The 25385-nt window shown below is 42.6% G+C and carries 29 protein-coding genes; 13 read left to right on the forward strand and 16 right to left on the reverse strand.

The genetic code is table 11. The features are described 5' to 3' along the window. A partial coding sequence (locus tag LWH95_RS16640) for an IS3 family transposase (protein ID WP_131121716.1) occupies positions 1-86 on the forward strand: 86 nt, incomplete at its 5' end. Positions 87-147: 61 nt separating this feature from the next. Here LWH95_RS16640 and LWH95_RS16645 read toward each other — a convergent pair. Beyond that, positions 148-534 carry a DUF5362 family protein gene (locus LWH95_RS16645; RefSeq protein WP_019259711.1) on the reverse strand — a complete coding sequence of 129 codons (387 nt, stop codon included), beginning with the start codon at positions 532-534 and terminating at the stop codon, positions 148-150. Between the two features lie 145 nt (positions 535-679). Here LWH95_RS16645 and LWH95_RS16650 point away from each other — a divergent pair, with 145 nt between their 5' ends. After that, positions 680-1453, forward strand: a complete 774-nt coding sequence (locus tag LWH95_RS16650; RefSeq protein ID WP_133485678.1) for a MerR family transcriptional regulator — start codon at positions 680-682, stop codon at positions 1451-1453. A 21-nt stretch (positions 1454-1474) separates the two neighbouring features. Here LWH95_RS16650 and cls read toward each other — a convergent pair whose 3' ends face one another. Beyond that, positions 1475-2923, reverse strand: a complete 1449-nt coding sequence (gene cls / locus LWH95_RS16655; RefSeq protein ID WP_060399687.1) for a cardiolipin synthase — start codon at positions 2921-2923, stop codon at positions 1475-1477. Between the two features lie 244 nt (positions 2924-3167). Between cls and LWH95_RS16660 the strand changes: the two genes are divergently transcribed. Beyond that, complete coding sequence (locus tag LWH95_RS16660) at positions 3168-3605, forward strand: DUF5392 family protein (protein ID WP_003235711.1); 438 nt, start codon at positions 3168-3170, stop codon at positions 3603-3605. Positions 3606-3730: 125 nt separating this feature from the next. On the opposite strand, the gene pseI is transcribed toward LWH95_RS16660, so the two are convergent. The 9 genes from pseI to LWH95_RS16705 form a co-directional block, all read right to left on the reverse strand. Further along, complete coding sequence (pseI, locus tag LWH95_RS16665) at positions 3731-4780, reverse strand: pseudaminic acid synthase (RefSeq protein ID WP_060399686.1); 1050 nt, start codon at positions 4778-4780, stop codon at positions 3731-3733. 65 nt (positions 4781-4845) lie between these two features. Continuing rightward, positions 4846-5436: a UDP-4-amino-4,6-dideoxy-N-acetyl-beta-L-altrosamine N-acetyltransferase gene (pseH, locus tag LWH95_RS16670; protein WP_060399685.1), complete on the reverse strand. Its 591-nt coding sequence runs from the start codon at positions 5434-5436 to the stop codon at positions 4846-4848. Between the two features lie 15 nt (positions 5437-5451). Then, positions 5452-6543 carry a UDP-2,4-diacetamido-2,4,6-trideoxy-beta-L-altropyranose hydrolase gene (pseG, locus tag LWH95_RS16675; RefSeq protein WP_232920014.1) on the reverse strand — a complete coding sequence of 364 codons (1092 nt, stop codon included), beginning with the start codon at positions 6541-6543 and terminating at the stop codon, positions 5452-5454. 15 nt (positions 6544-6558) lie between these two features. Beyond that, entirely contained in the window at positions 6559-7317 is a 759-nt protein-coding gene (locus tag LWH95_RS16680; protein ID WP_060399683.1) for a cytidylyltransferase domain-containing protein, read from the reverse strand. Between the two features lie 11 nt (positions 7318-7328). Beyond that, positions 7329-8525, reverse strand: coding sequence for a UDP-4-amino-4,6-dideoxy-N-acetyl-beta-L-altrosamine transaminase (gene pseC, locus LWH95_RS16685; RefSeq protein ID WP_232920015.1), 1197 nt, complete (start codon positions 8523-8525; stop codon positions 7329-7331). A 14-nt stretch (positions 8526-8539) separates the two neighbouring features. Then, on the reverse strand, positions 8540-9484 hold the full coding sequence (locus tag LWH95_RS16690) for a dTDP-glucose 4,6-dehydratase (RefSeq protein ID WP_088111923.1): 945 nt from the start codon (positions 9482-9484) through the stop codon (positions 8540-8542). A gap of 19 nt (positions 9485-9503) precedes the next feature. Beyond that, positions 9504-10508, reverse strand: coding sequence for an SDR family NAD(P)-dependent oxidoreductase (locus LWH95_RS16695; RefSeq protein ID WP_133485686.1), 1005 nt, complete (start codon positions 10506-10508; stop codon positions 9504-9506). A gap of 331 nt (positions 10509-10839) precedes the next feature. After that, positions 10840-11358, reverse strand: coding sequence for a DUF5362 family protein (locus LWH95_RS16700; protein WP_232920016.1), 519 nt, complete (start codon positions 11356-11358; stop codon positions 10840-10842). Then, positions 11355-11846 (reverse strand): GNAT family N-acetyltransferase, encoded by a 492-nt coding sequence (locus LWH95_RS16705; RefSeq protein WP_080030786.1) that lies wholly within the window; start codon positions 11844-11846, stop codon positions 11355-11357. The genes LWH95_RS16700 and LWH95_RS16705 overlap by 4 nt, the downstream gene beginning before the upstream one ends. A 141-nt stretch (positions 11847-11987) precedes the next feature. Here LWH95_RS16705 and spoIIQ point away from each other — a divergent pair, with 141 nt between their 5' ends. Then, the gene (gene spoIIQ, locus LWH95_RS16710; RefSeq protein WP_003235692.1) at positions 11988-12860 is read left to right on the forward strand and encodes a stage II sporulation protein spoIIQ; all 873 of its coding nucleotides are present in this window, start codon (positions 11988-11990) and stop codon (positions 12858-12860) included. A gap of 109 nt (positions 12861-12969) precedes the next feature. After that, positions 12970-13392: a VanZ family protein gene (locus LWH95_RS16715; RefSeq protein WP_060399678.1), complete on the forward strand. Its 423-nt coding sequence runs from the start codon at positions 12970-12972 to the stop codon at positions 13390-13392. Between the two features lie 40 nt (positions 13393-13432). Here the strand turns inward: LWH95_RS16715 and bcrC are convergent, their stop codons facing one another. From bcrC to amtB, 3 genes are all read right to left on the reverse strand, one after another. Beyond that, positions 13433-14014 (reverse strand): undecaprenyl-diphosphate phosphatase BcrC, encoded by a 582-nt coding sequence (gene bcrC / locus LWH95_RS16720; protein WP_232920017.1) that lies wholly within the window; start codon positions 14012-14014, stop codon positions 13433-13435. A 180-nt stretch (positions 14015-14194) separates the two neighbouring features. Beyond that, positions 14195-14545, reverse strand: coding sequence for a P-II family nitrogen regulator (locus LWH95_RS16725; protein ID WP_003221829.1), 351 nt, complete (start codon positions 14543-14545; stop codon positions 14195-14197). A gap of 11 nt (positions 14546-14556) precedes the next feature. Then, a complete protein-coding gene (amtB, locus tag LWH95_RS16730; protein ID WP_232920018.1) occupies positions 14557-15771 on the reverse strand; it encodes an ammonium transporter AmtB in 1215 nt (404 codons plus the stop codon). A gap of 276 nt (positions 15772-16047) precedes the next feature. Between amtB and LWH95_RS16735 the strand changes: the two genes are divergently transcribed. The 5 genes from LWH95_RS16735 (at position 16048) to LWH95_RS16755 (ending at position 21779) form a co-directional block, all read left to right on the forward strand. Beyond that, a complete protein-coding gene (locus LWH95_RS16735) occupies positions 16048-16509 on the forward strand; it encodes a hypothetical protein (protein ID WP_225514375.1) in 462 nt (153 codons plus the stop codon). A 177-nt stretch (positions 16510-16686) separates the two neighbouring features. Then, positions 16687-17256: a hydrolase gene (locus tag LWH95_RS16740; protein ID WP_232920019.1), complete on the forward strand. Its 570-nt coding sequence runs from the start codon at positions 16687-16689 to the stop codon at positions 17254-17256. After that, the gene (locus LWH95_RS16745; protein WP_232920043.1) at positions 17256-18614 is read left to right on the forward strand and encodes an MFS transporter; all 1359 of its coding nucleotides are present in this window, start codon (positions 17256-17258) and stop codon (positions 18612-18614) included. Before LWH95_RS16740 ends, LWH95_RS16745 begins: the two co-directional genes overlap by 1 nt. A 181-nt stretch (positions 18615-18795) precedes the next feature. Next, the gene (gene pucI, locus LWH95_RS16750) at positions 18796-20268 is read left to right on the forward strand and encodes an allantoin permease (protein WP_133485692.1); all 1473 of its coding nucleotides are present in this window, start codon (positions 18796-18798) and stop codon (positions 20266-20268) included. Between the two features lie 104 nt (positions 20269-20372). Beyond that, on the forward strand, positions 20373-21779 hold the full coding sequence (locus tag LWH95_RS16755; RefSeq protein ID WP_232920020.1) for a right-handed parallel beta-helix repeat-containing protein: 1407 nt from the start codon (positions 20373-20375) through the stop codon (positions 21777-21779). Between the two features lie 81 nt (positions 21780-21860). Here the strand turns inward: LWH95_RS16755 and LWH95_RS16760 are convergent, their stop codons facing one another. Further along, positions 21861-23051 carry an MFS transporter gene (locus tag LWH95_RS16760; protein WP_060399671.1) on the reverse strand — a complete coding sequence of 397 codons (1191 nt, stop codon included), beginning with the start codon at positions 23049-23051 and terminating at the stop codon, positions 21861-21863. A 21-nt stretch (positions 23052-23072) separates the two neighbouring features. Further along, on the reverse strand, positions 23073-23486 hold the full coding sequence (locus LWH95_RS16765) for a MarR family winged helix-turn-helix transcriptional regulator (protein ID WP_003235672.1): 414 nt from the start codon (positions 23484-23486) through the stop codon (positions 23073-23075). 224 nt (positions 23487-23710) lie between these two features. On the opposite strand from LWH95_RS16765, the gene LWH95_RS16770 reads away from it, so the two are divergent. From LWH95_RS16770 to mbl, 3 genes are all read left to right on the forward strand, one after another. Beyond that, positions 23711-23821: a protein usd gene (locus LWH95_RS16770; RefSeq protein ID WP_080010888.1), complete on the forward strand. Its 111-nt coding sequence runs from the start codon at positions 23711-23713 to the stop codon at positions 23819-23821. A 14-nt stretch (positions 23822-23835) separates the two neighbouring features. Next, on the forward strand, positions 23836-24117 hold the full coding sequence (spoIIID, locus tag LWH95_RS16775; RefSeq protein WP_003221804.1) for a sporulation transcriptional regulator SpoIIID: 282 nt from the start codon (positions 23836-23838) through the stop codon (positions 24115-24117). A gap of 178 nt (positions 24118-24295) precedes the next feature. Beyond that, positions 24296-25297: a cell shape-determining protein Mbl gene (gene mbl / locus LWH95_RS16780; protein WP_003227776.1), complete on the forward strand. Its 1002-nt coding sequence runs from the start codon at positions 24296-24298 to the stop codon at positions 25295-25297. Positions 25298-25385: the final 88 nt, after the last annotated feature.

Genomic DNA, 25385 nt, shown 5'->3' on the forward strand with positions numbered 1-25385 from the left:
AATACATTCATTATTATAACAATATTCGTATTCAAACCAAACTAAACAACCAATCACCGATAAACTATCGGCAATTGGCTGTTTAAAAGGTGTTTTGACCCCTGTCTCAAAAACGGGGGTCAGTCCCTCCGCTCCGGGTTTTTCTAATTAATAGCTGTACGTATTATAATCGCTGAAAAGGCCGTCAGCAATCCCAAGCATTAAAAAGATGAAGAATGCGATAATCGCAAGAATGGATACAGCAATGCTCACGATTAAATAAATCCCTTGCATCTTTACAAACTTCGCATAATTCTCCAGCATTAAGTCTTCAGATTGTCCGCTATTGTGTTCAGCCATTTGGCCTGCTTCTTTAGCTGACCGCATCAAAAAGATTCCGGAAATAATTTGCAGTACGCCCGGCACGGCACCGATTAGAAAAAAGAACGCGCCTGACAGCGCGGTAATTGCGCCCATAATAATAAATAAAATGCCTGTTGCTTTTCCCCATTTTGAAATGCTAATGAGGGTTTTGTTCATGGTTTCAGGATTCATGTACACTGGCTCCCCTTTACAAAAAAATACTCACTTTTCTTTTATACACTATTTGTGAGAAGTTTTGTATATAGAAAATAATATTTTAGGGATTGACCCTGACGCAGCGTAATTGTTTACGATAAAAAAGGAGGAGGCGGCAGTTATGAAATACCAAGTCAAACAAGTGGCAGACATAGCGGGCGTCAGCATTCGGACGCTTCATCACTATGACCATATTCAGCTCCTGAATCCTTCAGCGCTTACTGACGCAGGGTATCGTTTATACAGTGATGCAGATCTAGAAAGGCTGCAACAGATTTTATTTTTCAAGGAAATCGGCTTTCGTTTGGAGGATATTAAAGAGATGCTTGATCATCCGAACTTTGACCGGAAAGCGGCACTTCAGTCGCAAAAGGATATATTAATGAAGAAAAAACAAAGAATGGAAGATATGATTCAAACGATTGACAGGACGCTTCAGTCCATCGAGGGAGGAGAACATATGAATAAGAGGGATTTATTTGCGGGATTCAGCATGAAAGACATTGAGGAGCACCAGCAGACATATGCTGATGAAGTCAGAAGGCTGTATGGAAGGAAAATCGCAGAAGAAACAGAGACAAGGACATCTGCATATACGGCAGACGATTGGCGCGTGATCATGGCTGAATTTGATTCGATTTACAGACGAATTGCGGCGAGAATGGAGCACGGGCCTGATGATGCAGAGGTCCAGGCCGCTGTGGGGGCGTTTCGCGACCATATTTGTCAATATCATTACGATTGCACACTCGACATTTTCAGAGGACTTGCGGAAGTGTATATCACTGACGAACGATTTACTCATTCAATTAATCAATATGGAGAAGGCCTTGCCGCTTTTTTGCGGGAGGCGATGATCATTTACTGTGATCATCAGGAAAAACCCCGGCCGTAAAGGCCGGGGTTTTGGCACATCTTATAAGATCGGCGACAACAGCCGCGAGACGGATTCTTTAATTCGAATCCACAAGGAGCGCTGCAGATATTCCTCATAGGTGTATTTTTTGGATACGAGCAAATCTTCTTTAAATGTAGAAACCAGTTTTTTAGCAATGGTGATATCGTAAATAAATGCATTAACCTCAAAATTCAGCCTGAAGCTACGGACATCGATGTTTGCTGTGCCGACTGATGCAATTTCGTCATCCACTACGATGGTTTTCGCGTGAATAAAGCCATTATCGTAAATATAGACAGTGGCTCCGGCTTTCAACAGATCGCCGATGTACGAAAGTGTTGCCCAGTATACAAAGGCATGATCAGGCTTGTTCGGGATCATAATGTTGACGTCAATGCCTGACAGGCACGCGATCCTTAAAGCATCCAGCAGGCTTGCGTCCGGAATAAAATAAGGCGTTTGGATCAAAATGGAACGCTTGGCATTCGAAATCATTTTAATGTAGCCATTTTTAATTTGTTCCCATTCGGAATCCGGTCCGCTCGTGACAATCTGCATCCCGACGTTGCCTTTCGGGCCATAATCAGGAAAGTGATTCGGAATATATGTCAGCGTATGGCGATGGGAAGCTTGGTTCCAGTCAAGGATGAATCGTGTCTGGATGGCGTGCACGGCCGTTCCCTGCAGTCTGATATGCGTATCACGCCAATAACCGAATTTCGGATTAAGCCCGAGATACTCATCTCCGACGTTAAATCCGCCGACATAACCGGTCATTCCGTCTATAATGACAAGCTTTCGGTGGTTCCGGTAATTCAGCCGCAAGTTAATCGGCCTGAGTTTTGAAGGGAAAAAGACCTCCACATGCCCGCCAGCCTCGCGGAGCTCTTTAAAAAACTTTTTTCGCAGCGTTCTGGACCCGAGTTCATCATAAAGCACTCTGACCTGAACGCCTTCTTTCGCTTTTTGGATGAGAGCGTCCCGTAATTTTTTGCCTAATTCATCACCTTTATAAATATAATATTGTAAGTGGATATGATCCTTAGCCTTTGAAATGTCATTCAGCAGCCGCTGAAACTTATCCCGTCCATCTGTGATCACGTCAACTGAATTATCCTCGGTGAACACAGCATGGTTATTCATGATAAGCATATAGATTAAATCTTTGTTATCAAAGGTTGCCCGGTTGTTGAACTGAAATTGCTTGGTTTCTAAATCTTCAAGCTGATGCTTCAGCAGCTTTTCGATGCCGATCTTTTTTCGGTCCTCCCATTGAAACAAATGCTTGCGCCTGAGATTATGGCCGAATAACAAGTATAAAATAAAGCCTAAAACGGGAATAAAGAAAAGAACAAGCAGCCACGCCCAAGATGCGCTGGCATCACGCCGTTCTTTGAAAATGACAATGATGGCCAAAAGAATATTCAAAATGAAAAAAAGTGATAAAAGGATGGAAGAAATACTCACTTTGTAACCCCGCTCATTCATATTTATCAAGAAGATTGCCATTAGTATTCCATGAATAACAGCGATCTGATTCCCATTACAAATTATAACACTCACATTTTAAAAGAATAAAGAGCGGCGAACCAGATTCTTCGTGAAAAATACGGGCAGATTTCTTTAAAACCAGCTTGCACCTGCGTTAAAATAAGCACATATGATAACGTTCGTGAAGCCTTGCAACATCAAATAAAGGGGGAGGATTACAATGAACTTTTACAGAGTCGAACAAATGCCGGGGTTCATTAAAACAGAAATGCAAAAAATCCAAAAGGCCGTACAGCCTTTCATGAAAAAAACTGTCATGTACCGTTTTCTTGCTTTTCCGCTTGCTGCATTCTCTCTCTTTAATTTGGCTGCTTTTCTATTTCACGCTTCTGCTGACAGGGAGTCCCTGATCAGCGCAGGCATATTTGCGCTTCTGGCAGCGCTCGGCCTGGCATTTTTCAAAGAAGCAGGCTATCAGCATAAACAAATCCAAAAAACGGTTCACATCTATATGCTGAACAGGATCAAAAAGAGCGAAATCCTTTCAGAAGAGCGGAAAGACTCCTATACGCGCCAGATTAAGGAAGAACCGTTTGCGATGCGGAGTTTTGTGGAATTTTTGACTGAGGAAGACAGACGCAAGAAAATGCAATTTTAAAAAAGAGCTGAACACCAGAACTGCACCCCGATTTGCTGGACAGATCAGGGTGCAGTTTTTTATGGCCTTCTATAGTTCTTTAAAGCGGAGAGGGCGAGTATGTTCACAAAGAGGCGGTATATAAACTATATAGAATCCCATCTCAGCGGTGTTCCTGCTGCAATATGTTTCTTAGCTGTTCTGCCGATAATGACATCATAGAATTTTGGTTCCAACCCATAACCGGGTCGTACGACCTTAATATTGTCTTTTGTGAAAATCTCTCCGGCTTTTATATCTTTTTTTACATAAATAGAGCGGCGGAATTTAAGCGAAGCTTTTTCCTCGTCAGTGGGTCCGTACGTTATCTGTCCTAATGCTTGCCACGCCCTTCCAGTTTCAACGACAAGCTCCTTCAGTTCGGAGGGTTCCAGTGAAAAGGCAGAATCTACGCCGCCATCAGCTCTTGATAAAGTGAAATGTTTCTCAATCACAGTTGCGCCTAGGGCGACACTAGCGACAGCAACTCCTGTTCCCATTGTGTGATCCGATAAGCCGACTTGGCAATTGAATAATTCTTTCATATGAGGAATCGTAGAAATATTGGTGTTTTCCGGTGATGCCGGGTAGGTGCTAGTGCATTTTAGAAGTATTAATTCTTTACAGCCGGCTTCTTTGGCGGCCCTTATTGATTCATCAATTTCTGCTACTGTAGCCATTCCGGTGGAAATGATAATAGGCTTACCAGTAGCAGCAACCTTTTTGATAAGAGGGATATCGGTATTTTCAAATGAAGCGATTTTATATATAGGAACACCCAAGTCCTCCAAAAAGTCGACAGACGATTCATCAAATGGCGTACTCAAAGGGATCATTCCAAGTTCCCGGCATTTATCGAAGATTGGTTTATGCCATTCCCATGGGGTGTACGCTTGTTGATATAATGTATAGAGCGTTCTGCCGGACCAGAGACTATTCTCATCCTCAATTTTAAAATCTTTCGTATTCATATTTAATGTCATCGTGTCAGCGGTATATGTTTGTATTTTCAGAGCATGTGCACCTGCTTTGGCCGCTTCTTCTATAATGTTAAAAGCGCGCTCTAATGATTGATTATGGTTCCCGGACATTTCAGCAATGATAAACGGAGGATGATGCGGCCCGATTTTTCTTCCTTCTATATTGATTTCGTTCATTTTGCACCTCCTTCTAGTTTACAGTAATACCGGCAAAGCAAAGGACTTAGATCAAGTGATTTTTTTCAGATCATCAGTTCATTAAAATTTGTATCAAGGTCTTTTTTATCTATTCCTCTTTCAGCTAATTTCTTCATCACTTTCGGTTTTTCCGCTATCCATTCTTCCTTTAAAAGACCGTATCTGATTACATCAAGATAGTTGTTATTCCTTACGATATGGTTTCGGAAATGACCTTCTTTGCTAAAACCAAGTGATTGGTGATATGACAAGCTTTTTTCGTTATTCGACAGGACTTCTCCGTATACTTTCTCAACCTCTAACTGTTGAAACGCCCATTCTAATGCTAAAAATCCCATGACAGAACCGGAGCCTTTTGGACTCTGGGCCTCTCCGATGTAAAAACCCCAATAGCAATGGTTATTTTTATGGTCAACATCTTTAAAACTCACAAAGCCAGTGTCTGTATGATCAATTGTAAAGATAAAATAATGTTCTGTTTTGGAGGAATTCACATTCTTGAACCATTGCTGATGCTGTTTTTCAGTAATGATTTGGTCGTTATACATTGATTGCCTGATTCTTTCATCGTTCCGCCAACGGAGAACTGTGTCTAAGTCTTTTTCTTTTAATGTCCTAAGGGAGTATTTGAACACAGATTTATCCCTTCCTTACTTTAAAATTTCGAATAAGAGATTTTGGCGCTTATCCATATTTCCTTCTAGAAGCATGCGGGCTTTTTTTGACATTTGTATTAATGACGAGGGGTTATTTATCATTTCGTTAATGGCGGAGGCGATATCGGATTCCTTGACTGATTCTTTAGGCCCCAGATATTGAATAGCACCTAATTGATCGAGCGTTTGAGCGATCAGTTCTTGATTTTCAGCGACGGTGATGACGATGGCTGGAAGGCCAAGAAAGCAGCGCTCCCAAGCGGCAGTTCCGCCCGCACCTATTGCAAGGTCGGCATTGTACATTAATTCTGCAATATGATTCACTTGGCAATGAAAGCTGCAGAAAGCATGTTTTTTGCAAATGGATTCAATTTCATTCTTATGGGTATTGGTATTTCCAATCACGATGTCCAGCTCAATATCATGGGAGGAAAGCTGCTTAAAGGCATTAATGGCCTTTTTCGTTTCATTGGTGGGATCAGTGCCTCCAAAAAAGACAAGAATCTTTTTTACACTTCCATCGCAGTTTTTGTTACTGGGATGAAATGAATAAAATTCGTCTCGCAATAAGACGTATTCCGGTCCTAAAAATTGTTTGCAGCTTTTGGGGACCAAATTGACATAACGGTCTTCATAATGAGGATAAAGATTCTGGTCTAATAAAATATCACAATCATGTAAACGATCAGCCAGGTCATCAACCACCATCATTTTTTTCACATGTTTTTTCACTTTCATCTCCCAATTGATATCAATTGCGTAGTGATCAATGATAAGGAGGGAGATTTCCTTGTTTATGTCTTTAATTGCACTAATGGTTTCAGCTGAGTCGACATGCCAAGGGACACCAAGCCAATCAGAGTGGGGAGTTGCTTTAGGAATGAAAACATTCTTTTTAGGTTCTGAGAGCATAATGAGATCAAACTGCTGATCGCGAATCACCTCAGCTAGATGACCCTGTAAGTTTCGGCAAACAAATGTAATATTAGCTCCCTTTTTACGCAAAGCATTAGCAAGCGTGAGGCACCTCATGACATGACCTGTGCCTATTTCAATTGAAGCATCTGTTCTGAAAAGAATGTTCATAACAGCACCTCATCATCACTTGTATTTGTCATTGTTGTCATTGAAGATTTCTTTTTGTTCTATTCGGGCGTTGAGTAAAGACCACTCCGGAAACGTGTTCAATAATGCTAAAGTATCCTCTAAGCTAAAGTCAGGTTTAGTTGGATATAGTTTTTCAATGATTTTTTTGATTAATAAAAAGTCTTCAGGTGTGTCCACAGTCCATCTATGTTGTTTCTGATTTTCGGTATAGGTGATATTAGCCAATTTGAACCGGCCGGGATTCAGGAAAATAAAGGGTGTCACGTGTTCCCGTTCATGTTCAAGACTGGACTCGGCATGAGCCTTCTCTAACGACGAAGCTGAAAAAACTTCTATGTCCATACCGCGGGGATATGTTCTATTTAAAGTGTTAGACACATAATCATATTGGCCATTTGAATCTAGATAAAATTTAATTACTTTGTCAATGACACGATGATCAATAATAGGGCAGTCAGAGGTTAAGCGGACGATCGTTTCCGCTTTGCTGATTTTTGCAGCTTCGTAATATCTTGATAAGACATCATTTTCTGACCCACAATAATAAGTAAGAGATAATCTCTTACTTAGCTCAACAATTGGTTTATCTATCGCATTTGTCGTTGTGGCGATCACAATATCATCAATAAGTGCCGCTCTTTTTATTCTTTCAATTTGATATTCAAGCAGAGGTTTATTCAGAACTTTTTTTAATACTTTGCCTGGCAATCTGCTGGACCCCATCCGTGCTTGGATAATAGCCGTTACTTTCAACTGATCACCTCCTACGAATAAAAATCTACTACTTTTTTTAATGCTTTGATCACGTCATCTGCATCTTTTTCGTTCATTGATTGAAACAGAGGTAAGGTGATAATTCCTTTATAAAGGTTTTCTGCATTTGGACATAGGCCGGCTTGATAACCTAAACGTTGATAGTAAGGGTGTAAATAAACAGGTATATAGTGAACGTTAACTCCTATATTTTCCTGTTGCATAGCGTTGAAAATATCATCGCGATTTCCTTTTAGCTGATCCAGCTTTAAGTTGATAATATAAAGGTGCCAGCTTGAAGTTGAGGCTGCATCTTGACTTGGGAGATGAATGTGGGAGATGGTTTTTAACTTTTCGTTATAGATCCTGGCAAGATGATTTCGTGTTTCAATAAAATCATCTACTTTTTTCAATTGGCTGATCCCTAATGAAGCTTGGATATCTGTCATCCGATAATTAAAACCAAGGAAGTGCATTTCATAGTACCACGATCCGTGGTCTTGTGATAATTTTTTAGAATCACGGGTTATACCGTGACTGCGGAATTGGAGCAGCTTCTCATAATAAGTTCTATTATTCGTCGTTATCATTCCGCCCTCGCCTGTTGTAATATGTTTAACAGGGTGGAAACTAAACATTGTCATATCACTGATTGAACCGATTTTTTCACCTTTATATGAAGCGCCTAATGCATGTGCACCATCTTCAATGACGATCAAGTTATTGGCTTTTGCGATTTTTTGAATCCGATCGTGATTCACCGGCTGTCCTGTGAAGTCTACTGGTATAATGGCCTTTGTTTTTGGAGTGATCAGCTTTTCGATAGAATCAGGGTCGATATTGTATGTGAGCGGGTCAATATCTGCGAAAACCGGTTTGGCGCCCATGTACAAAATACAATTGGCGCTTGCCGCAAATGTGATGGGTGTAGTAATGACTTCATCTCCCTGTGAAATTCCCGCAGCAAAGCAAGCTGCATGCAAAGCAGCAGTTCCGCTGGAAAATGCAACAGCATAGCTGCTGCCAGCATATTCAGCGACTTTTTGTTCGAATAAGTCAATTGTTGGTCCCGTCGTCAAATAGTCTCCTCGTAAAACATCGACTACCGATTGGATATCTTCTTCATCCAGCCATTGTCTGCCGTATGGAAGATAAGAATCTCTGACGGGCTTACCGCCTGTAATTGCCAATTTATTCTCACTTGTCATATTCAATTCTCCTATTAAATAAGATTCGTGCCCTTAATCCATTCTTCTGTTTTTCTTATTCCTTCCTCCAAACTGACCTGCGGGCTCCAATTAAGGATTTTCTTTGCTTTTTCGTAGTTGCATAACAATTTTGGAATTTCACTTTGAGGATGTATGTGCGCTACATGGCGAATGTTTTGTTTATCGCCTGCGATTAATTCTGCTAAATCATTAATAGAGATATCTCTTCCAAGGCCTGCGTTTATAATTTCACCGTTTGCTTTTTGGGAATAACCAGCCTGCACGACGAAATTAGCACAATCCTCTACATATAAAAGATCACGGGTTTGAGTGCCATCACCATATATATGCAGCTTTTTGCCGTCCAATTTATTTTTTATAAAAATAGCGACTACTCCGCCTTCACCACCTGTTTTCTGGAAAGGCCCATACGTATTAAACGGACGTATAACCACCGCTGGGAGACCATACGCGTGATAATAAGAGAGCACCATGTTTTCAGCCGCGATCTTTGCTCCTGCATAAGGAGAAGCGGGTTTAATAGGATCTGTTTCTTTGATGCCTTCAGCAAATGCAGCTCGGTCGTACACCATACAGGTACTCATAAAAACAACTTTCACATTATGCTTTTTACATAATTCTAAAATGTTAAAAGTACCGATTGTGTCATTTGCAAATGTGGTTTTCGGATCGTCAATGCTGTCTTGTACGTTTATGCTTGCACCCAAATGATAGCAAATGTCAAATTGTTTCAAGAAAAGATCTTCTAATGTGTTTAAATCCTTTATATCTCCATTAATAAACTCGATAAAACCCGGGGCGTTTTTCAGCTCTTCGAGATTTTCTAAACGCCCATTCGATAAATCATCCAGCACCCATACCTGATGACCGTCTTCTAATAACTTTTTCACAACCCATCTGCCAATAAAACCTGCTCCGCCGGTAACGAGAATATTCATGCCCATCTTCCTTCCCAGATTAAATTAGTTTTTGCGATTGTAATAATGTAAGGACTTCTCCTTTTGAAATTTGCTCCTGATCATTTGAACTATAGGTTCCTTCAGCTGCTTTTTTTGCTTGAGTATAATGATTTCTTTTCCCAAATGTTGAAGGGATCACAAACATTTCAGGCAGCTCAAAAGCCATTGTCGATTCATCATGCGTCATAAGTTCTTCATACATTTTTTCTCCGGGCCGCAGCCCGATTTCTTGTATTTCAATTTCATTAATATTCAAATTGTGTTTTTTGCATGTTTCTTCAACAACGACTGACACTAAGTCGCTCAGTGAGATAACCGGCATTTTTAATATGAAAATTTCTCCGCCCTGAGATTCTTTAAGCGCGCTAATTAATAATGACGTCGCCTGATCCAGTGTCATCATAAAGCGGTTCATGTTTAAATCCGTAACAGTCACTTTTTTTTGCTTTAAGATTTGTTCTGTAAACAAGGGAACTACGGAACCCCTTGAACCCATTACATTTCCAAACCGAACACAAGAAAAAACCGTCTCGGCTTTTCCCTTGCTGTACTCTGCTGCGGAAATTAATCTTTCAGCTGTGAGTTTTGTTGCTCCATATGCATTCGTTGGTGATATTGCCTTATCTGAACTTGTAAAAACGACTTTTTTCACGTTTTGGGCAACGGCTGCTTTAATGACATTATTGGTTCCTATAATATTTGTCAGGACCGCTTCATAGGGATTGTATTCGCAAGCGGGAACATGCTTCATGGCAGCAGTATGGAAGACGTAGTCAATGCTGTCCATTGCATTTAACACCCGGTCATAATCTCGCACATCTCCTATTAAAAATCTAATATTTTTTCTGGGCCCGATTTCGTTTTCTAGCATAAATTGTTTATATTCATCCCTGCTGAATATTCGAACAACCTTTGGTTGGTCCTTAAGAATTTGTTTTAGAAGGCTTTTTCCAATCGTACCTGTTCCACCAATTATGAGTATTTTTTTATCTTTGAAAAACACAAGTAACCCACTTCCTTTTTCTTGAATGGATAAAACAATGTCGGTTATTGGAGTATATGCTTGTTAGATAACTCTGTGTTTGCTCTAGCCTATTTGGATTCAACTATTATTTTGTCAATGGTGCGGCAGTAACAGTAGATCCTGTCGGCCGGAGAAAACAGTCTTTCTCTTAAGAATGAAATGGAGAGATTGCAGGGGAGAAACATCCTGATTGGAGAGCGTGTCATGGAGGAATGGCGATAACGCAGAGATACATAATAAAAAGGCATGAGCCTGGTTCATTCAATACCAAACTCATGCCTTTGCTATTTGTGTCTATCTTTTTGAATCTCTATTCGAACACCGGATCATCCTCATAATAGTAAGAATCCGGATCTTCATACGTATTGGTGTTTTCAAAAGCGGCAATGCCGATGATCACCAGCATGAAAATGACTAAAATGATCCCGATCAGGCCAGTGACAATGCTGGATGCTGCGTAAAACAGCTGCATTTTAATAAATTTCCCGTAATTCTCAAGCATTCTTTCGCCAGCAGTGCCGGTAAGATTTCCTTCAGCTTCCGCGGCTGCTTTTGCTGAACGCATCAGAAAGACGCCTGAAATAATCAGCAGTACGCCCGGAATGGCGCCGATCACTGTCATCAAAGCAGACAGAGTGAGCAGCGAGCCCATAATGATCAGCAAAATGCCTGAAATTTTGCCCCACTTGGCAATGTCTGATAGCGACTTGACAGCAGAGGCGCTCAGCTGGCGGCTCTCACTTTCCGCAGGCACAATCTCCTGTTCTGCGGTACTGCTTTCTTCATTATGATGTTCAATCTTGTTTTCATCTTTATCCAGACTAATCATGACAGCTCTCTCCCTAAAATTTTTAAATCGTATCTTTTGCCGTCCATTTCGGCAATGCCGGGGAATAGGCCCCATTCTGCAAACCCGTGCTTTTCAAACAGCTTCAGGCTTGGTTTATTATGTCCGAAAATGAAGGCCATAAGTGAGCGGATTCCAAGATTCGGCGCAATGCGAAGCGCTTCTTGGAGCAAATACGATCCGACGCCTTTGCCGCGGCATGCTTCGTCAATGTATATGCTGACTTCCGCTGTTTTATTATAGGCGGGTCTTCCGTAAAATGTTTCAAAGCTGATCCAGGCAGCAACGTTCCCGTTTTCGTCCTCGGCAACATAGAGCGGACGTGCCTCTGTATGCCCTAAAAACCATTCCATCCGGTCTTCAAGTGTTACCGGCTCGGTATCGGCTGTTACCATTCGAGAAGTAATCGTTGAATTATAAATCGCAACAACTGCCTCCAGATCTTTATGTTCAGCAAGACGCAATGTCATGTTCATAAGTATTTGGCACTCCTCTCAAAAAAAATGACATATTTTCGTATCAGTCTGCGCAAACTACATCTAAAAAAGTTTTTTGTATAGGTGTATATATTTTCAGAAAAGTGTTCAGAATGTTGCTGAGGTGATGAAACAATGAGAGAGGAAGAAAAGAAAACTTCTCAAGTCAAAAAACTTCAGCAGTTTTTTCGTAAACGCTGGGTGTTCCCTGCAATTTACTTAGTCAGTGCGGCCGTCATTTTAACAGCTGTCCTTTGGTATCAATCTGTATCAAATGATGATGTAAAGGATCAGTTGGCTGATAACGGCGGAAACTCCGCATATGACAACAACGACGATGCAGTTGAAGTAGGAAAGTCAATGGAAAATGTCGCAATGCCGGTTGTTGATTCTGAAAACGTTTCTGTTGTGAAAAAGTTCTATGAAACCGATGCCGCAAAAGAAGAGAAAGAAGCAGCACTCGTTACCTATAATAACACGTACAGCCTAAGCAAAGGAATTGACTTAGCTGAGAAAGACGGAAAAGATTTCGATGTTTCTGCTTCTCTGAGCGGTACGGTTGTCAAAGCTGAAAAAGATCCAGTGCTGGGATATGTTGTAGAAGTTGAACATGCCGACGGCTTATCAACTGTATATCAATCTCTTTCTGAAGTAAGTGTTGAGCAAGGTGACAAGGTGAAACAAAACCAAGTGATCGGAAAGTCTGGCAAGAACCTTTACAGCGAAGACAGCGGAAACCACGTGCATTTTGAAATCCGTAAAGACGGAGTCGCTATGAACCCGCTGAACTTTATGGACAAGCCGGTTTCTTCTATTGAAAAAGCAGCAGCTGCTGAAGAAAAAGCTGCAACTGAAGAAACAGAAGAATCCATTCAGCAATCTTCCGAGAAAAAGGATGGATCAACTGAAAAAGGAACAGAAGAAAAATCCGGTGAGAAAAAGGATGATTCAACTGACAAATCTGGTTCCAAAGAAAGCAGCACAACAGAAGACACTGAACAGTCTTAATGAAGAAAACGTCTATCCGTGTGATGGGCGTTTTTTTTGTTACTTTTTGCTTTGTTTCACCGTCTATGTAGTTACACAAAGGCACGTATGTTATAAAGGAGGTTATGGCATGAACCGCCTACTGCTCGCAGTCTGGATCTTTTTTATTCTGCTCTCTGTCTGTACGGAGAGCTTCAGCGGCATGGTCGTATCGCAATCGGTGGCTTTTCATTTTCAGCCGCACCCTGATCTGTCTCAGTTTTTAGACTTGGATTTTACTGAGCTTGCTGTACCTGTAGCGCTTATTCAAAAAATCGGGCACGCGTTTTCCTTCTTTGTGCTTACATATTTGCTGTGGAAACAGCGGGGCAGCATAAAATCAGCTGCAGCCGGCTCGTTTGCGTTTGCTTTTTTCACAGAAGTTCTTCAGCTCTTCTTCAGCAGGAACGGATGTATTCGGGATGTGCTCATCGATACTGTTGGAATTGTATTGTTTTGTGGTTTATATGTGTTGGCGAAGCGGAGAAAACATGAGATGTACGAAAAATTTTAAAGCCGGCTGTCTTGGATTCAGACGCCGGCTTTTGTCTTTTCTAGAAATTTTGATCGGTTGGTTTTTTCGTCAGTTTATTAATGATGGCTTCATAGATTTTCACAATCAATTCGACGAATGGGCGAAGCAGATCTGAAAATCTAAAGAATAGGAACCCGATAATGATGGCGACAACAAGGCTGCCTAATACATCTACCGGATAGTGATGCCCTACCCAAATTCTCGAAAAACCTGTCAAAAGCCCGAAAATAACAAGGGGCCAGCCGATTTTGCGGTTTCTGAAAAGCATCGCAATAGAAATCGCTAACGCACCTGTCGTGTGGTCACTCGGAAATGATGCATCCGCATCATGCGGAATCAGCGTATGCACTGTGTGCGCAACGAACGGGCGCGGTTCGAAATAAACTTGCGTAATCAAAAAGTTGATGACAAGACCCGCAATTCCTGTAAGGCCCGCGTAAAGCACATTTTTTCTGCTTTGCGTGTTCCCGAACAGCCAGATTGCCAATAGGATAAGGGCATAGGCGACAATGGCATATTCTGTTATGAAGACCATAATAGAATCGAGAACCGAATTGTGATGAGATAGTCCATGAATAGCTTTAAAAATTTCGTAATTCAAATAATCACCTTTTACATTTTTAATAATAGACTCATTATACTCATAAAAAGTTTCAAATCAAAAAAGACTTTGCTAAAATGCGTGACGCTTGAAGAGAATTCGAAGGGGAGACAGCGTTTCTGGGGGTTTTTTCTATACGCAAAAAAAAGAGATCCGGAGTTCCGAATCTCTTCTAAACAATTACAGTGCTTCAGGTCCTTCCTCGCCGGTGCGGATGTTGATCGTATTGCTGATTTCATAGACAAATATTTTTCCGTCACCAGGTGATCCTGTTTTCAGGACCCTTTTAGCGGTCTCAGTCACTTGATCAACAGGAACCTTGCTGACCACGATTTCAATTTTTAAACGTTCATATACATTGCTTTCTATTTTTACCCCTCGATAGAGCTCCGTATGTGCTTTTTGAAGGCCGCAGCCGTGAACATTGGAGAAGGTCAGAGAGGTGACCCCGATTTTTCCGAGTTCCTGCTTCAGCTTTTCAAAATTTGCCGGACGCGTTACAATTTCTACCTTGAACATTTGACCGCTCATAGCGTCACTCCTCACATAGAATCTTGATATGCTTTTTCCCCGTGCATCGTTAAGTCAAGCCCAAGTGATTCTTCTTCTTCGGTTGCGCGAAGGGGAAGGAAGAGGCCTACAATTTTAATAATAACGAAAGTGACAATAAATACAAAAACATAAGTGGCGGCGATGGCTACGATTTGTTTCCAGATTAAGCTTGCATCTCCGTAGAATAAGCCGTCCGCACCCGTTGAATTAACAGAGGTTGTCGCGAATAATCCTGTTGCGATTCCGCCCCATGTGCCGCCGATGCCGTGCAGGCCAAAGGCGTCGAGCGCATCATCGTATCCGAATTTCTTTTTAAGTGAGAATACGCCCCAGAAACAAACCGCTCCGCCAATGATGCCGATAATAATGGAAGAGAACGGTGTGACAAATCCGGCAGCCGGCGTAATCGCCACAAGCCCGGCGATTGCGCCGGATACCGCTCCGAGCATCGTCGGTTTTTTGTTAATGATCCATTCTACTAAGATCCAGCCGGCAATCCCAGCTGCTGCGGCAGTGTTTGTGTTGATGAAAGCGTACATGGCCACACCGTCTAAGGTCAGGGCGCTGCCGACGTTAAAACCGAACCAGCCGAACCAAATCAAAGCCCCGCCTAAGAACGTATAAATGAGGTTGTGCGGAGAAGACGCTGTGCCGTCTTTCCGTTTGCCGAGCACAATAGCGAGAACAAGACCTGCCACACCGGAGGAAATATGAACAACGTTGCCGCCGGCGAAATCGAGCGCGCCAAGCTGGCCGATCCAGCCGCCGCCCCATACCCAGTGCGCAACCGGCGTGTAAACCAAAGAAGCCCATAAAACCGAGAATAAAAGAAAAGCGCCGAATCGCATTCGCTCTGCGAAAGCCCCGGAAATAATTGCTGTTGTCAGAACAGCGAACGTCATTTGAAACATCATAAACAATGAGTGGGGAATGGTATCGCTATAATCTCCCGGATCAAATCCAACCCCTTTCAGACCGGCCCACTCCAGTCCGCCAATGATTGAATTGCCTGGTGCGAAGGCAAGTGTATATCCGAACAGCACCCAAACGATGGAAACGATGGCAATGGAAGAGAAACTGTGCATTGCAGTGCTCAGCACATTTTTGCTTTTTACCATTCCTCCATAAAATAACGCTAATCCCGGGGTCATCAGCCACACGAGTAAAGCGCAAAAGAACATAAAAACTGTATCGCCCATTTGCATGTCTCATTCCTCCGTATCTTTCAGAATTATTATATTTCTTCATTATAGAGAAAAAAGAATGATAAAACATTTTCATGTAAGATTTCCTAACATGGTTTTTTAGGGAATGTTATCGAGGGATGTAAAGAATGGAAAACGGCATTTTTTGTGATATAAGACTTTATATCTATAAAAGAAGCTGTCCATATGAGCAGAAAAGAGAATTGACAATTATTAGAATGTTTTATACTGTATTAAGTGTACTAACTCAAATGATACACTAGGGGGAGATGTGTTATGAATAAAGGGGGCAGGCTGAGGAGAGCGGTAAGTAAATCGATTCCGGCGACGTTCCGATTGTTTTTAGCCTTTAATTTTTTCGTGTACGGCCTGGCGAAAGTGGTGATAGGCCAGTTTGGCGAAGTAACGCCTGAAATTGAGGCAGCCGCTGGAAAGGGGTTTACCATTGTGTGGACATTTTTCGGTTATTCTCATGTTTACGAACTGTTTATAGGTTTCGGTGAAATCCTTGCAGCTGTTTTATTACTGATTCCGAGAACATCTGCATTAGGGGCAGTTGTTTTTATGCCGATTATTGTGAACATCGTCTTGATTAACTATTGTTTTAATATTGGTGTGCAGGATCTTAGCACGATATTAATGGTCATGTGTCTCATCCTGCTTTGGGTGGACCGCCGCAAATTCATGGGCATTTTCAGACAGGAGCCGTTAAACGGCGGGCAGGTGATGAAGCGATGACACCTCTTATGATTACAGTGCTTGCCGGTCTGTTCGTATGTACGACCTGTTACTATTACATAAAAGAAAAATCATAAGAAAAGCGCTCCTTCTGAGAATTTCACAACCATACTAAAAGAACTTAGGCAGAGTAAAATAAGCAATGTGAGAAACACTAACAGCATCAGGAGGAGACGTATGATGAATACACTCAACATTGATTTTCAAAAAACAGCATTGGTTATCATTGATTTGCAAAAAGGAATTGTGCCGATAGATCAAAGCGGACAGGTTGTCCCAAATGCGAAAAAGCTCGTAGATGAATTTCGAAAACATAACGGGTTCATCAGCTTTGTGAATGTAGCCTTTCATGACGGAGCGGATGCGCTGAAGCCGCAAACAGATGAGCCTGCGCAGGGAGGTTCAGGGGAAATGCCTGCGGACTGGGCCGAATTTGTTCCGGAAATCGGTGTGCAGGATGGAGATTACACTGTAACAAAACGGCAGTGGGGTGCATTCTTCGGCACGGATTTAGATTTACAGCTGAGGCGCCGCGGCATTGACACGATTGTATTGTGCGGCATCGCGACGAACATCGGGGTGGAAAGCACAGCACGCGAGGCATTCCAGCTTGGCTATCAGCAGATTTTTATTACAGATGCCATGTCCACGTTCAGCCAGGAAGAGCATGAAGCCACACTGCGCTTTATTTTTCCGAGAATCGGTAAATCGCGGACAACGGAAGAAATTCTAGCGCAAGTGAAATGATGATATCGAAAAAAAGCCGTGCTGTTTTTTTAACAGCGGTGGCTTCGGGAACGATGCTGAATCCGCTGAATTCGTCTATGATTTCTCTTGCGCTCCATAGCATCCAGCATGAGTTTCACCTGTCGTTTACAACGGTTTCCTGGCTGATTTCCTCGTTTTACCTGGCGAGTGCCGTGGCTCAGCCTGTAACGGGAAAGCTCGGCGATTTGATCGGGCGGAAACGCTTGTTTTTATTTGGGCTCATTCTTGTTGCGGTTTCTGCCATCGGGGCACCGTTTGCGCCAACATTTATGACATTATTGATCATGCGGCTGTTTCAATCGGTAGGAAGCAGTGCGATTTATCCGTCGGGAGTCGGGCTGATTCGAAGTCATATTCATGAGCGGCAGGCATCAGCCTTGGCTGTGCTCTCTATTTTTGCGTCTGCCATGACGGCGCTCGGGCCGACAGTCGGCGGTTTTTTGATTGTGTGGGGCGGCTGGCCGGCGATCTTTATCGTCAATTTGCCGTTTATTATCCTCAGCTTCTTATTGGGCATGTATATGTTCCCGAAAGATCAGAAAAAAGGGGCAGGAATCAAAACAATTATCCGGCAGCTCGACATTCTTGGCATTGTTTTATTTGCCGGAGGAATCATTTTGCTTCTATCCTTTCTGCTTTCGTTCAGCACGTCGCCGCATGCGGTTGAGGGTGTGCTTGGGATGCTTCTGCTCGGTGCTTTTGTCTGGCGTGAGCTGAAAACGGATAAACCGTTCATTGATGTCCGTCTGTTTAAAACGCAGCGAAACCTGTCAGCCGTATATGTTCAGTTTATTTTACTGAATGTTTTCTTCTATTGTTTATTTTTTGGGCTGCCGAGTTATTTTCAAGACGAAATGCATCTTTCTGTTCAAATGAGCGGTCTGTTTATGCTGTTTATGTCAGGAATGAGCATCGTTGTGTCACCTATTACGGGCAAATGGATCGACCGATCAGGCGTCGTCAAGCCGATCTTTGCGGGCGCGCTTTTGATGACGGCTGGAGCTGTACTCTTAACCATCTTTTTTATCAATGCTCAGGTCATCGGGAAAGGCTTTATACTGTCAATCTTGGGTATAGGGTACGGACTTGGAAATGTCGCGCTGCAGGCAGCAATGCTCAAAACGAGTCCTTCTAACATGGTAGGGACGACTTCAGGGCTGTTTCAAACCTGCCGTTACTTAGGGTCGATTTTGTCTTCGGTGATCCTTGGTCTTCTTTTTGGAAAGGAAATCACGGCAGCCCATTTTGATATGATGGGAATCATCATGATCATAGCGGGCGGAGCGAGCCTGTTTATGGCTGTGAGATTTGCTGCATTAATGAAAACTGCATCATGAGAAAAAGAGACAGACACTGCGTCTGTCTCTTTTTCTTGTTTAGACTGTTCAAATAGAAACGGGAAAATTGTATATCATAGCCAATGTTATTGTCTGACTTTTTAGTTATATTAAGTGACATCGAATGTCAGAAGACTGAACATGTGACGTAAAACAGACAATATTGAAAGGGGAGCCGGCTATGAAATTAAAAGAGAGCCAGCATCAATCCAACAAACTGAGCAATGAAGATCTGCTGCCTTTAGGACAGGAAAAACGGACATGGAAAGCAATGAACTTTGCCTCTATTTGGATGGGATGTATACATAATATACCGACCTACGCGACGGTGGGCGGGTTAATTGCGATCGGTCTTTCGCCTTGGCAGGTGCTGGCGATCATAATTACGGCATCGCTTATCTTGTTTGGTGCTCTGGCCTTAAACGGCCATGCAGGGACAAAATACGGGCTGCCGTTTCCTGTGATCATCCGGGCTTCTTACGGAATATATGGCGCGAATATCCCTGCGCTTCTAAGGGCGTTTACAGCGATCATGTGGCTTGGCATTCAGACCTTTGCGGGAAGCACGGCGCTGAACATTTTGCTTTTGAATATATGGCCGGGCTGGGGAGAAATTGGCGGCGGGTGGAACATTCTCGGCATTCACTTGTCAGGTTTGCTTTCTTTTGTATTCTTTTGGGCCATTCATTTACTCGTATTGCATCATGGCATGGAATCGATTAAGCGTTTTGAGGTGTGGGCAGGTCCTTTAGTGTATGTCGTCTTTGGCGGCATGGTATGGTGGGCCGTCGATATTGCCGGAGGGTTGGGGCCAATTTATTCTCAGCCAGGAAAGTTCCATACATTTTCAGAAACATTCTGGCCGTTTGCTGCCGGGGTTACCGGTATCATCGGCATCTGGGCGACATTGATCTTAAATATCCCTGATTTCACACGGTTTGCTGAAACGCAAAAAGAGCAAATCAAAGGGCAATTTTACGGTTTGCCGGGAACCTTCGCGCTGTTTGCGTTTGCCAGTATTACCGTGACTTCCGGATCGCAGGTCGCTTTCGGCGAGCCGATTTGGGATGTTGTCGATATTTTGGCGAGGTTTGATAACCCTTATATCATCGTATTGTCCGTGATTACGCTCTGCATCGCCACGATCTCTGTAAACGTCGCCGCGAACATCGTATCGCCGGCTTATGATATAGCGAATGCCCTGCCGAAATATATCAATTTCAAACGCGGCAGTTTTATCACTGCGTTGCTCGCTTTATTTACGGTTCCGTGGAAGCTGATGGAGAGCGCGACAAGCGTATATGCGTTTCTCGGCTTAATTGGAGGCATGCTTGGTCCGGTGGCAGGCGTGATGATGGCTGATTACTTTATCATTCGCAAACGGGAGCTCTCGGTAGATGACCTGTATTCCGAAACAGGGCGTTATGTGTATTTTAAAGGCTATAATTACCGTGCATTTGCAGCCACGATTTTGGGTGCGCTGGTCTCGCTGATTGGCATGTATGTTCCTGCATTGAAAAGCTTATACGATATTTCCTGGTTTGTCGGTGTGCTGATTTCATTTCTTTTCTATATTGTTCTGATGCGTGTTCACCCTCCGGCTTCATCGGTGATTGAGACGTTTGAATCTGAGCAGGTTCGTCAGGCTGAATAAGATCTATCTCACGGTATATTTTCATATTTTTGAAATGGTTTTCCATAAATAGAACATTTATAATTGTTTTAGACATCTATTCTAAAACGAAATGGGAATCGAATATGAGAAAATGGTATTTTATTCTTTTGGCAGGTGTGTTAACGTCCGTCATCCTTGCCTTTGTTTTTGATAAGACAAAAGCGAATGAGGAAGAGCAAGGGAACTGCATCTATGTTTCGCCAGAGGGCAGTGATCAAAATGAAGGCACGAAAGATAAGCCGTTTCGTACACTGGCACATGCTTCAGAGGAGGCTGCCGCCGGCACAACCGTCATGATTCGGGAAGGCACGTATCATGAAACCCTTGAGGTAAAGCACAGCGGTACGGACGGAAAGCCTATCACGTTCCGAAACTATGAAAATGAAAAAGTCGTGATTAGCGGAGGATCCGTTGCGGACGCAGAATATGAGACACCGCTCATTCATATTCACGATAAACATGACATTGCCATCAGCGGTTTAACGATTCAAAATCTTACTGTTTCATCTGAGGAAGCAACTGCTATGGGGATTTATGTATCAGGCTCCAGCAGTCATATTGCCATTAAGAACAATCATGTCCGGGATATAAAGACAACAGCAGATGAAGGAAATGCCCACGGAATCGCAGTCTATGGAACTGGCAGCATGAAAGACATTCAAATCAAGGACAATACGGTTGAGAATCTGACGCTTGGAGCAAGTGAAGCGGTTGTGCTAAACGGAAATATTGACGGCTTCACCGTTGCGGGCAATGTGGTCCGCAACAATAACAACATCGGGATTGACCTTATCGGTTATGAGGGAACCGCGGACAAAAATGATTACGTGCGAAATGGAGTCGTAGAAAACAATACGATTTATCAAAACTCGACTTACGGAAACCCTGCTTATGGAGATGATTACTCAGCAGGCGGGATTTATGTCGATGGCGGACACAGCATCGAGATTAAGAAAAACACAGTTTACGATAACGATATTGGGATTGAAGCAACGTCTGAACACAAAGGGAAATATGCAAATGATATTCAGATAACAGACAACAAAGTATACAACAATGCCTACACCGGTATTTCAATCGGAGGATACGACAAAAAGCGGGGCGGCACCAGCAATTCTCTGATTGCACACAACATTATGTACCGGAATGACACAAAGGGGCTGTATGGCGGACAGCTGCTGTTGCAGTACGATACGAAAAACAACACAATCGAAAAGAATATTTTGACGGCCAGTGATTCCAGATTATTTATCGGAAACGATTTTACTGCAAATGAAGGCAATACAGTCAACCATAACGTGTACCATAAGGAAGCGGATCAAGACGGTATATGGATGTGGAAAAAGAATGAATACGATTCATTTTCGTCGTATCGAAAAGCAACAAATAACGATCAGCAATCCATTTATGCCGATCCGATGTATCGTGATGAAGATTCCTATGACTTTACGTTAGATCCTGATTCACCTGCGCGGCCTGTCATTGAATAATTGCCATAAGCGGCGTTCTCTAAGAGAGCGCCGTTTTTTAAATGAAAAAAAGACTGCCGGCAAATCCCGACAGTCTAAAATTTATTCTGCAATAGACACTTTTCCTTCAGCCTCAGCAGGTTTTTTCTGGCTCCACGCATAGAGAAGCAGAGCAATCAGAACGAACAGCCCCGCTGATAAATAAATGGCAGAGAAGCCGGCAGATGCTACAAACAATCCGAATACATACGACCCTACAGCAATTCCGCTGTCAAAGAAGGTAAAGAACGTTGCCGTCGCAAAACCTGAGCGGTGAGCCGGAGATTTCTGGATCGCCAATGTTTGCATGCAAGGAACGATTGATCCGTATCCGAGACCGATAACCGCTCCTGAAAGCAGAAGCATCAAGCCGCTATGTGTGAAGGACAGCATGCAGAGCCCCACTGAGAAAATCAAGATTGATGGGTAAATGACAATGCCCGGTCCGACTTTGTCGAACAATTTTCCTGTGAATGGGCGTGCAATCATCATTGTCACCGCAAAGCAAACAAAGAAATATCCGCTAATATTCGAAAGATCAACTGATTTGGCGAATACAGACAAATACGCTGTGACAGTTGAATAACAGAAAGAAATAAATAAACCGACCGTCGCAATCTTAAGTGCGCCTTTTTCAAACATATCCGAGAACGAAAAACGAAATACAGTTGTGCCGCTGTCTTGGTTTTGAGGCACCTTTATCAAGAACGAAACAAGTAAGCCTGCAACCATAAACAGCGCAAAGGCTGTAAAGAATACAGAGAAGCTTACGACCTTCATCAAATTCAGTCCAAGGAAAGGCCCGATTGCCATGGCGAGGTTCATAGACATGGCAAAGTATCCAAGCCCTTCACCGCGGCGTTTGGCTGGAATAATGTCCGCTGCAATTGCACCTGTTACAGTCGTTAAAATGCTGAACCAAATCCCTTGGAAGAACCGCAAGCCGAGCAATAAGTATAAATTATGAATCGGCATATACAGAAAAGATGAAAGGGCGAATAAAGCCATTGATACAATCGCCATTCTTTTCTTGCCGAAACGCTCAACGATGGCTCCGGAGAAAGGCCGTGTAATGATTGCTGACAGAAGGAACAGGCTGATTAAAAGCCCGCCTTGTGATTCTGTGCCGCCAAGCTCTTGAAGCGTATAGATCGGCAGTACAGTTAAAAATGTATAAAAGAACACAAACACAAATAAATTGACAAGCAGGACCATAATAAAATCCTTGGTCCATATCGCATCCGCTTTTTTCAAATGTATGTCACTTCCTTATTTTCATTGTTGTAAAAACATGCGAAATAAATGAGAAAAAGCTTCCTTATCTTCATCCCGGAAATCTGCAAGCAGTTCTTCCTCGAATTTCAGCATTTTCACATTGATTTCTTCGTATTTTTTCTCGGCTTCTTTTGTGAGGACAACAAGTTTTTCCCGTTTGTCTTCACCTTGCCGTCTCTGAACCCAGCCGTTTTCCTCCAGGCGTTTGATCGTCCGTGTTACAGTCGGCGCTTCCACATTTAAATAGGACCAAATCTCTTTTTGAGTCATTGGTCCGATCGTACGCAAACAATATAAAACTGACCATTGAGATGAATAAAGGCCGAATGGCTCCAGCTGTTCATTGGCTTTCTTGGCAATCAGGCGGGCGCTTTGGTTGATTTGATGAATGAGGTGTCTGTTGACGTAGGTCATTTCGGTCTCCTTCTAAAAAACTTACCTAAGTAACTAATTGCTTTTTTTATTTTACAGGAGCGCTGAATGGATGTAAAGATAAAAATTTAGTGACGCGAAATAGTTTGCCGAAGCTGAAAAAGTTCGTTTCACCCCTTGTCCTTATTGAGTTTTTAGCATATTCCCAAAAGAATGCTAATACACTGTTACAAACCTAACAAAGAGAGTGTTTGAGGTGAGGGATCGTGGGCACATTTCACAAACTTACTTTTAAAACCATACAACGAAGAAGCGGCATAATGAATGACTCTTTACAGAATACGGATCTCATTTCACACTTCTCACATCCATTTTAGGGAGGTCGAGTGGTGTGCACGATTACATCAAAGAGCGAACAATCAAGATAGGGAAGTACATCGTGGAGACAAAGAAAACCGTTCGTGTCATTGCGAAGGAATTTGGTGTTTCCAAAAGTACAGTACACAAGGATTTAACAGAGCGTCTGCCTGAAATTAACCCTGACTTGGCAAACGAAGTGAAAGAAATACTCGATTATCATAAATCTATCAGGCATTTAAGAGGAGGAGAAGCGACAAAACTCAAATATAAAAAAGATGAAATTCTCGAAGGAGAGCCTGTTCAGCAATCATAATCACCTGCTATCATCAGCTGGCATTGTCTTCTTGAAATCGTTCATAAAACATCCGCAAAAAATTGTAAAGAACTTAATGCGCTTCCAACTTTTTTTCTATATTTTATGATAATATATATAATTAGGGCACAATGTGGATATTTACTGTGAAACAGATTTTCAAGGAGGATATAAATAGATGTTTGCAAGGGATATTGGTATTGACCTCGGTACTGCAAATGTACTGATCCATGTTAAAGGTAAAGGAATTGTTCTGAATGAACCTTCCGTAGTAGCACTTGATAAAAACAGCGGCAAAGTGCTGGCGGTTGGCGAAGAGGCAAGACGAATGGTTGGACGTACACCTGGGAATATTGTTGCGATTCGCCCGCTGAAAGACGGAGTTATTGCTGATTTTGAAGTAACAGAAGCAATGCTGAAGCATTTTATTAACAAGCTGAATGTAAAAGGCCTGTTCTCAAAACCGCGCATGCTCATTTGCTGCCCGACGAATATTACATCCGTTGAGCAAAAAGCAATCAAAGAAGCTGCAGAAAAAAGCGGCGGTAAACATGTATACCTTGAAGAAGAACCTAAAGTTGCCGCTATCGGCGCGGGTATGGAAATATTCCAGCCAAGCGGTAACATGGTTGTAGACATCGGAGGCGGGACGACGGATATCGCGGTTATTTCAATGGGCGATATTGTCACCTCCTCTTCTATTAAAATGGCTGGGGACAAGTTTGACATGGAAATCTTAAATTACATCAAACGCGAGTACAAGCTGCTGATCGGCGAACGTACTGCGGAAGATATTAAGATTAAAGTCGCAACGGTTTTCCCAGACGCACGTCACGAAGAAATTTCCATTCGTGGACGGGACATGGTTTCCGGTCTTCCGAGAACAATTACAGTAAACAGTAAAGAAGTTGAAGAAGCCCTTCGTGAATCTGTCGCTGTTATTGTGCAGGCTGCGAAACAAGTGCTTGAAAGAACACCGCCTGAACTTTCCGCTGATATTATTGACCGCGGCGTTATTATTACTGGCGGAGGCGCACTCTTAAACGGCCTTGACCAGCTGCTTGCTGAAGAGCTGAAGGTACCGGTCCTCGTCGCTGAAAATCCTATGGATTGCGTAGCCATCGGCACAGGTGTCATGCTTGATAATATGGACAAGCTTCCTAAACGCAAACTAAGCTGATTTCACAAACCTCATTCTGAAAAAGAATGGGGTTTTTTTATGAAAAAGCCTTCACGAATGGATAATATATGACGATAATAGGATAAAA

The sequence above is a fragment of the Bacillus sp. G16 genome, assembly GCF_021282335.1.
Taxonomy (GTDB): domain Bacteria; phylum Bacillota; class Bacilli; order Bacillales; family Bacillaceae; genus Bacillus; species Bacillus inaquosorum.

What these genes read in the sequence shown, in the direction of transcription:
- LWH95_RS16645 (WP_019259711.1), bottom strand. Translation starts at nt 534, where the DNA reads ATGAATCCTGAAACCATGAACAAAACCCTCATTAGCATTTCAAAATGG.
- LWH95_RS16650 (WP_133485678.1), top strand. Translation starts at nt 680, where the DNA reads ATGAAATACCAAGTCAAACAAGTGGCAGACATAGCGGGCGTCAGCATT.
- LWH95_RS16660 (WP_003235711.1), top strand. Translation starts at nt 3,168, where the DNA reads ATGAACTTTTACAGAGTCGAACAAATGCCGGGGTTCATTAAAACAGAA.
- pseI (WP_060399686.1), bottom strand. Translation starts at nt 4,780, where the DNA reads ATGAACGAAATCAATATAGAAGGAAGAAAAATCGGGCCGCATCATCCT.
- pseG (WP_232920014.1), bottom strand. Translation starts at nt 6,543, where the DNA reads ATGAACATTCTTTTCAGAACAGATGCTTCAATTGAAATAGGCACAGGT.
- pseC (WP_232920015.1), bottom strand. Translation starts at nt 8,525, where the DNA reads ATGACAAGTGAGAATAAATTGGCAATTACAGGCGGTAAGCCCGTCAGA.
- LWH95_RS16690 (WP_088111923.1), bottom strand. Translation starts at nt 9,484, where the DNA reads ATGAATATTCTCGTTACCGGCGGAGCAGGTTTTATTGGCAGATGGGTT.
- LWH95_RS16700 (WP_232920016.1), bottom strand. Translation starts at nt 11,358, where the DNA reads ATGATTAGTCTGGATAAAGATGAAAACAAGATTGAACATCATAATGAA.
- LWH95_RS16705 (WP_080030786.1), bottom strand. Translation starts at nt 11,846, where the DNA reads ATGACATTGCGTCTTGCTGAACATAAAGATCTGGAGGCAGTTGTTGCG.
- spoIIQ (WP_003235692.1), top strand. Translation starts at nt 11,988, where the DNA reads ATGAGAGAGGAAGAAAAGAAAACTTCTCAAGTCAAAAAACTTCAGCAG.
- LWH95_RS16715 (WP_060399678.1), top strand. Translation starts at nt 12,970, where the DNA reads ATGAACCGCCTACTGCTCGCAGTCTGGATCTTTTTTATTCTGCTCTCT.
- LWH95_RS16725 (WP_003221829.1), bottom strand. Translation starts at nt 14,545, where the DNA reads ATGAGCGGTCAAATGTTCAAGGTAGAAATTGTAACGCGTCCGGCAAAT.
- amtB (WP_232920018.1), bottom strand. Translation starts at nt 15,771, where the DNA reads ATGCAAATGGGCGATACAGTTTTTATGTTCTTTTGCGCTTTACTCGTG.
- LWH95_RS16735 (WP_225514375.1), top strand. Translation starts at nt 16,048, where the DNA reads ATGAATAAAGGGGGCAGGCTGAGGAGAGCGGTAAGTAAATCGATTCCG.
- LWH95_RS16740 (WP_232920019.1), top strand. Translation starts at nt 16,687, where the DNA reads ATGATGAATACACTCAACATTGATTTTCAAAAAACAGCATTGGTTATC.
- LWH95_RS16745 (WP_232920043.1), top strand. Translation starts at nt 17,256, where the DNA reads ATGATATCGAAAAAAAGCCGTGCTGTTTTTTTAACAGCGGTGGCTTCG.
- pucI (WP_133485692.1), top strand. Translation starts at nt 18,796, where the DNA reads ATGAAATTAAAAGAGAGCCAGCATCAATCCAACAAACTGAGCAATGAA.
- LWH95_RS16755 (WP_232920020.1), top strand. Translation starts at nt 20,373, where the DNA reads ATGAGAAAATGGTATTTTATTCTTTTGGCAGGTGTGTTAACGTCCGTC.
- LWH95_RS16765 (WP_003235672.1), bottom strand. Translation starts at nt 23,486, where the DNA reads ATGACCTACGTCAACAGACACCTCATTCATCAAATCAACCAAAGCGCC.
- mbl (WP_003227776.1), top strand. Translation starts at nt 24,296, where the DNA reads ATGTTTGCAAGGGATATTGGTATTGACCTCGGTACTGCAAATGTACTG.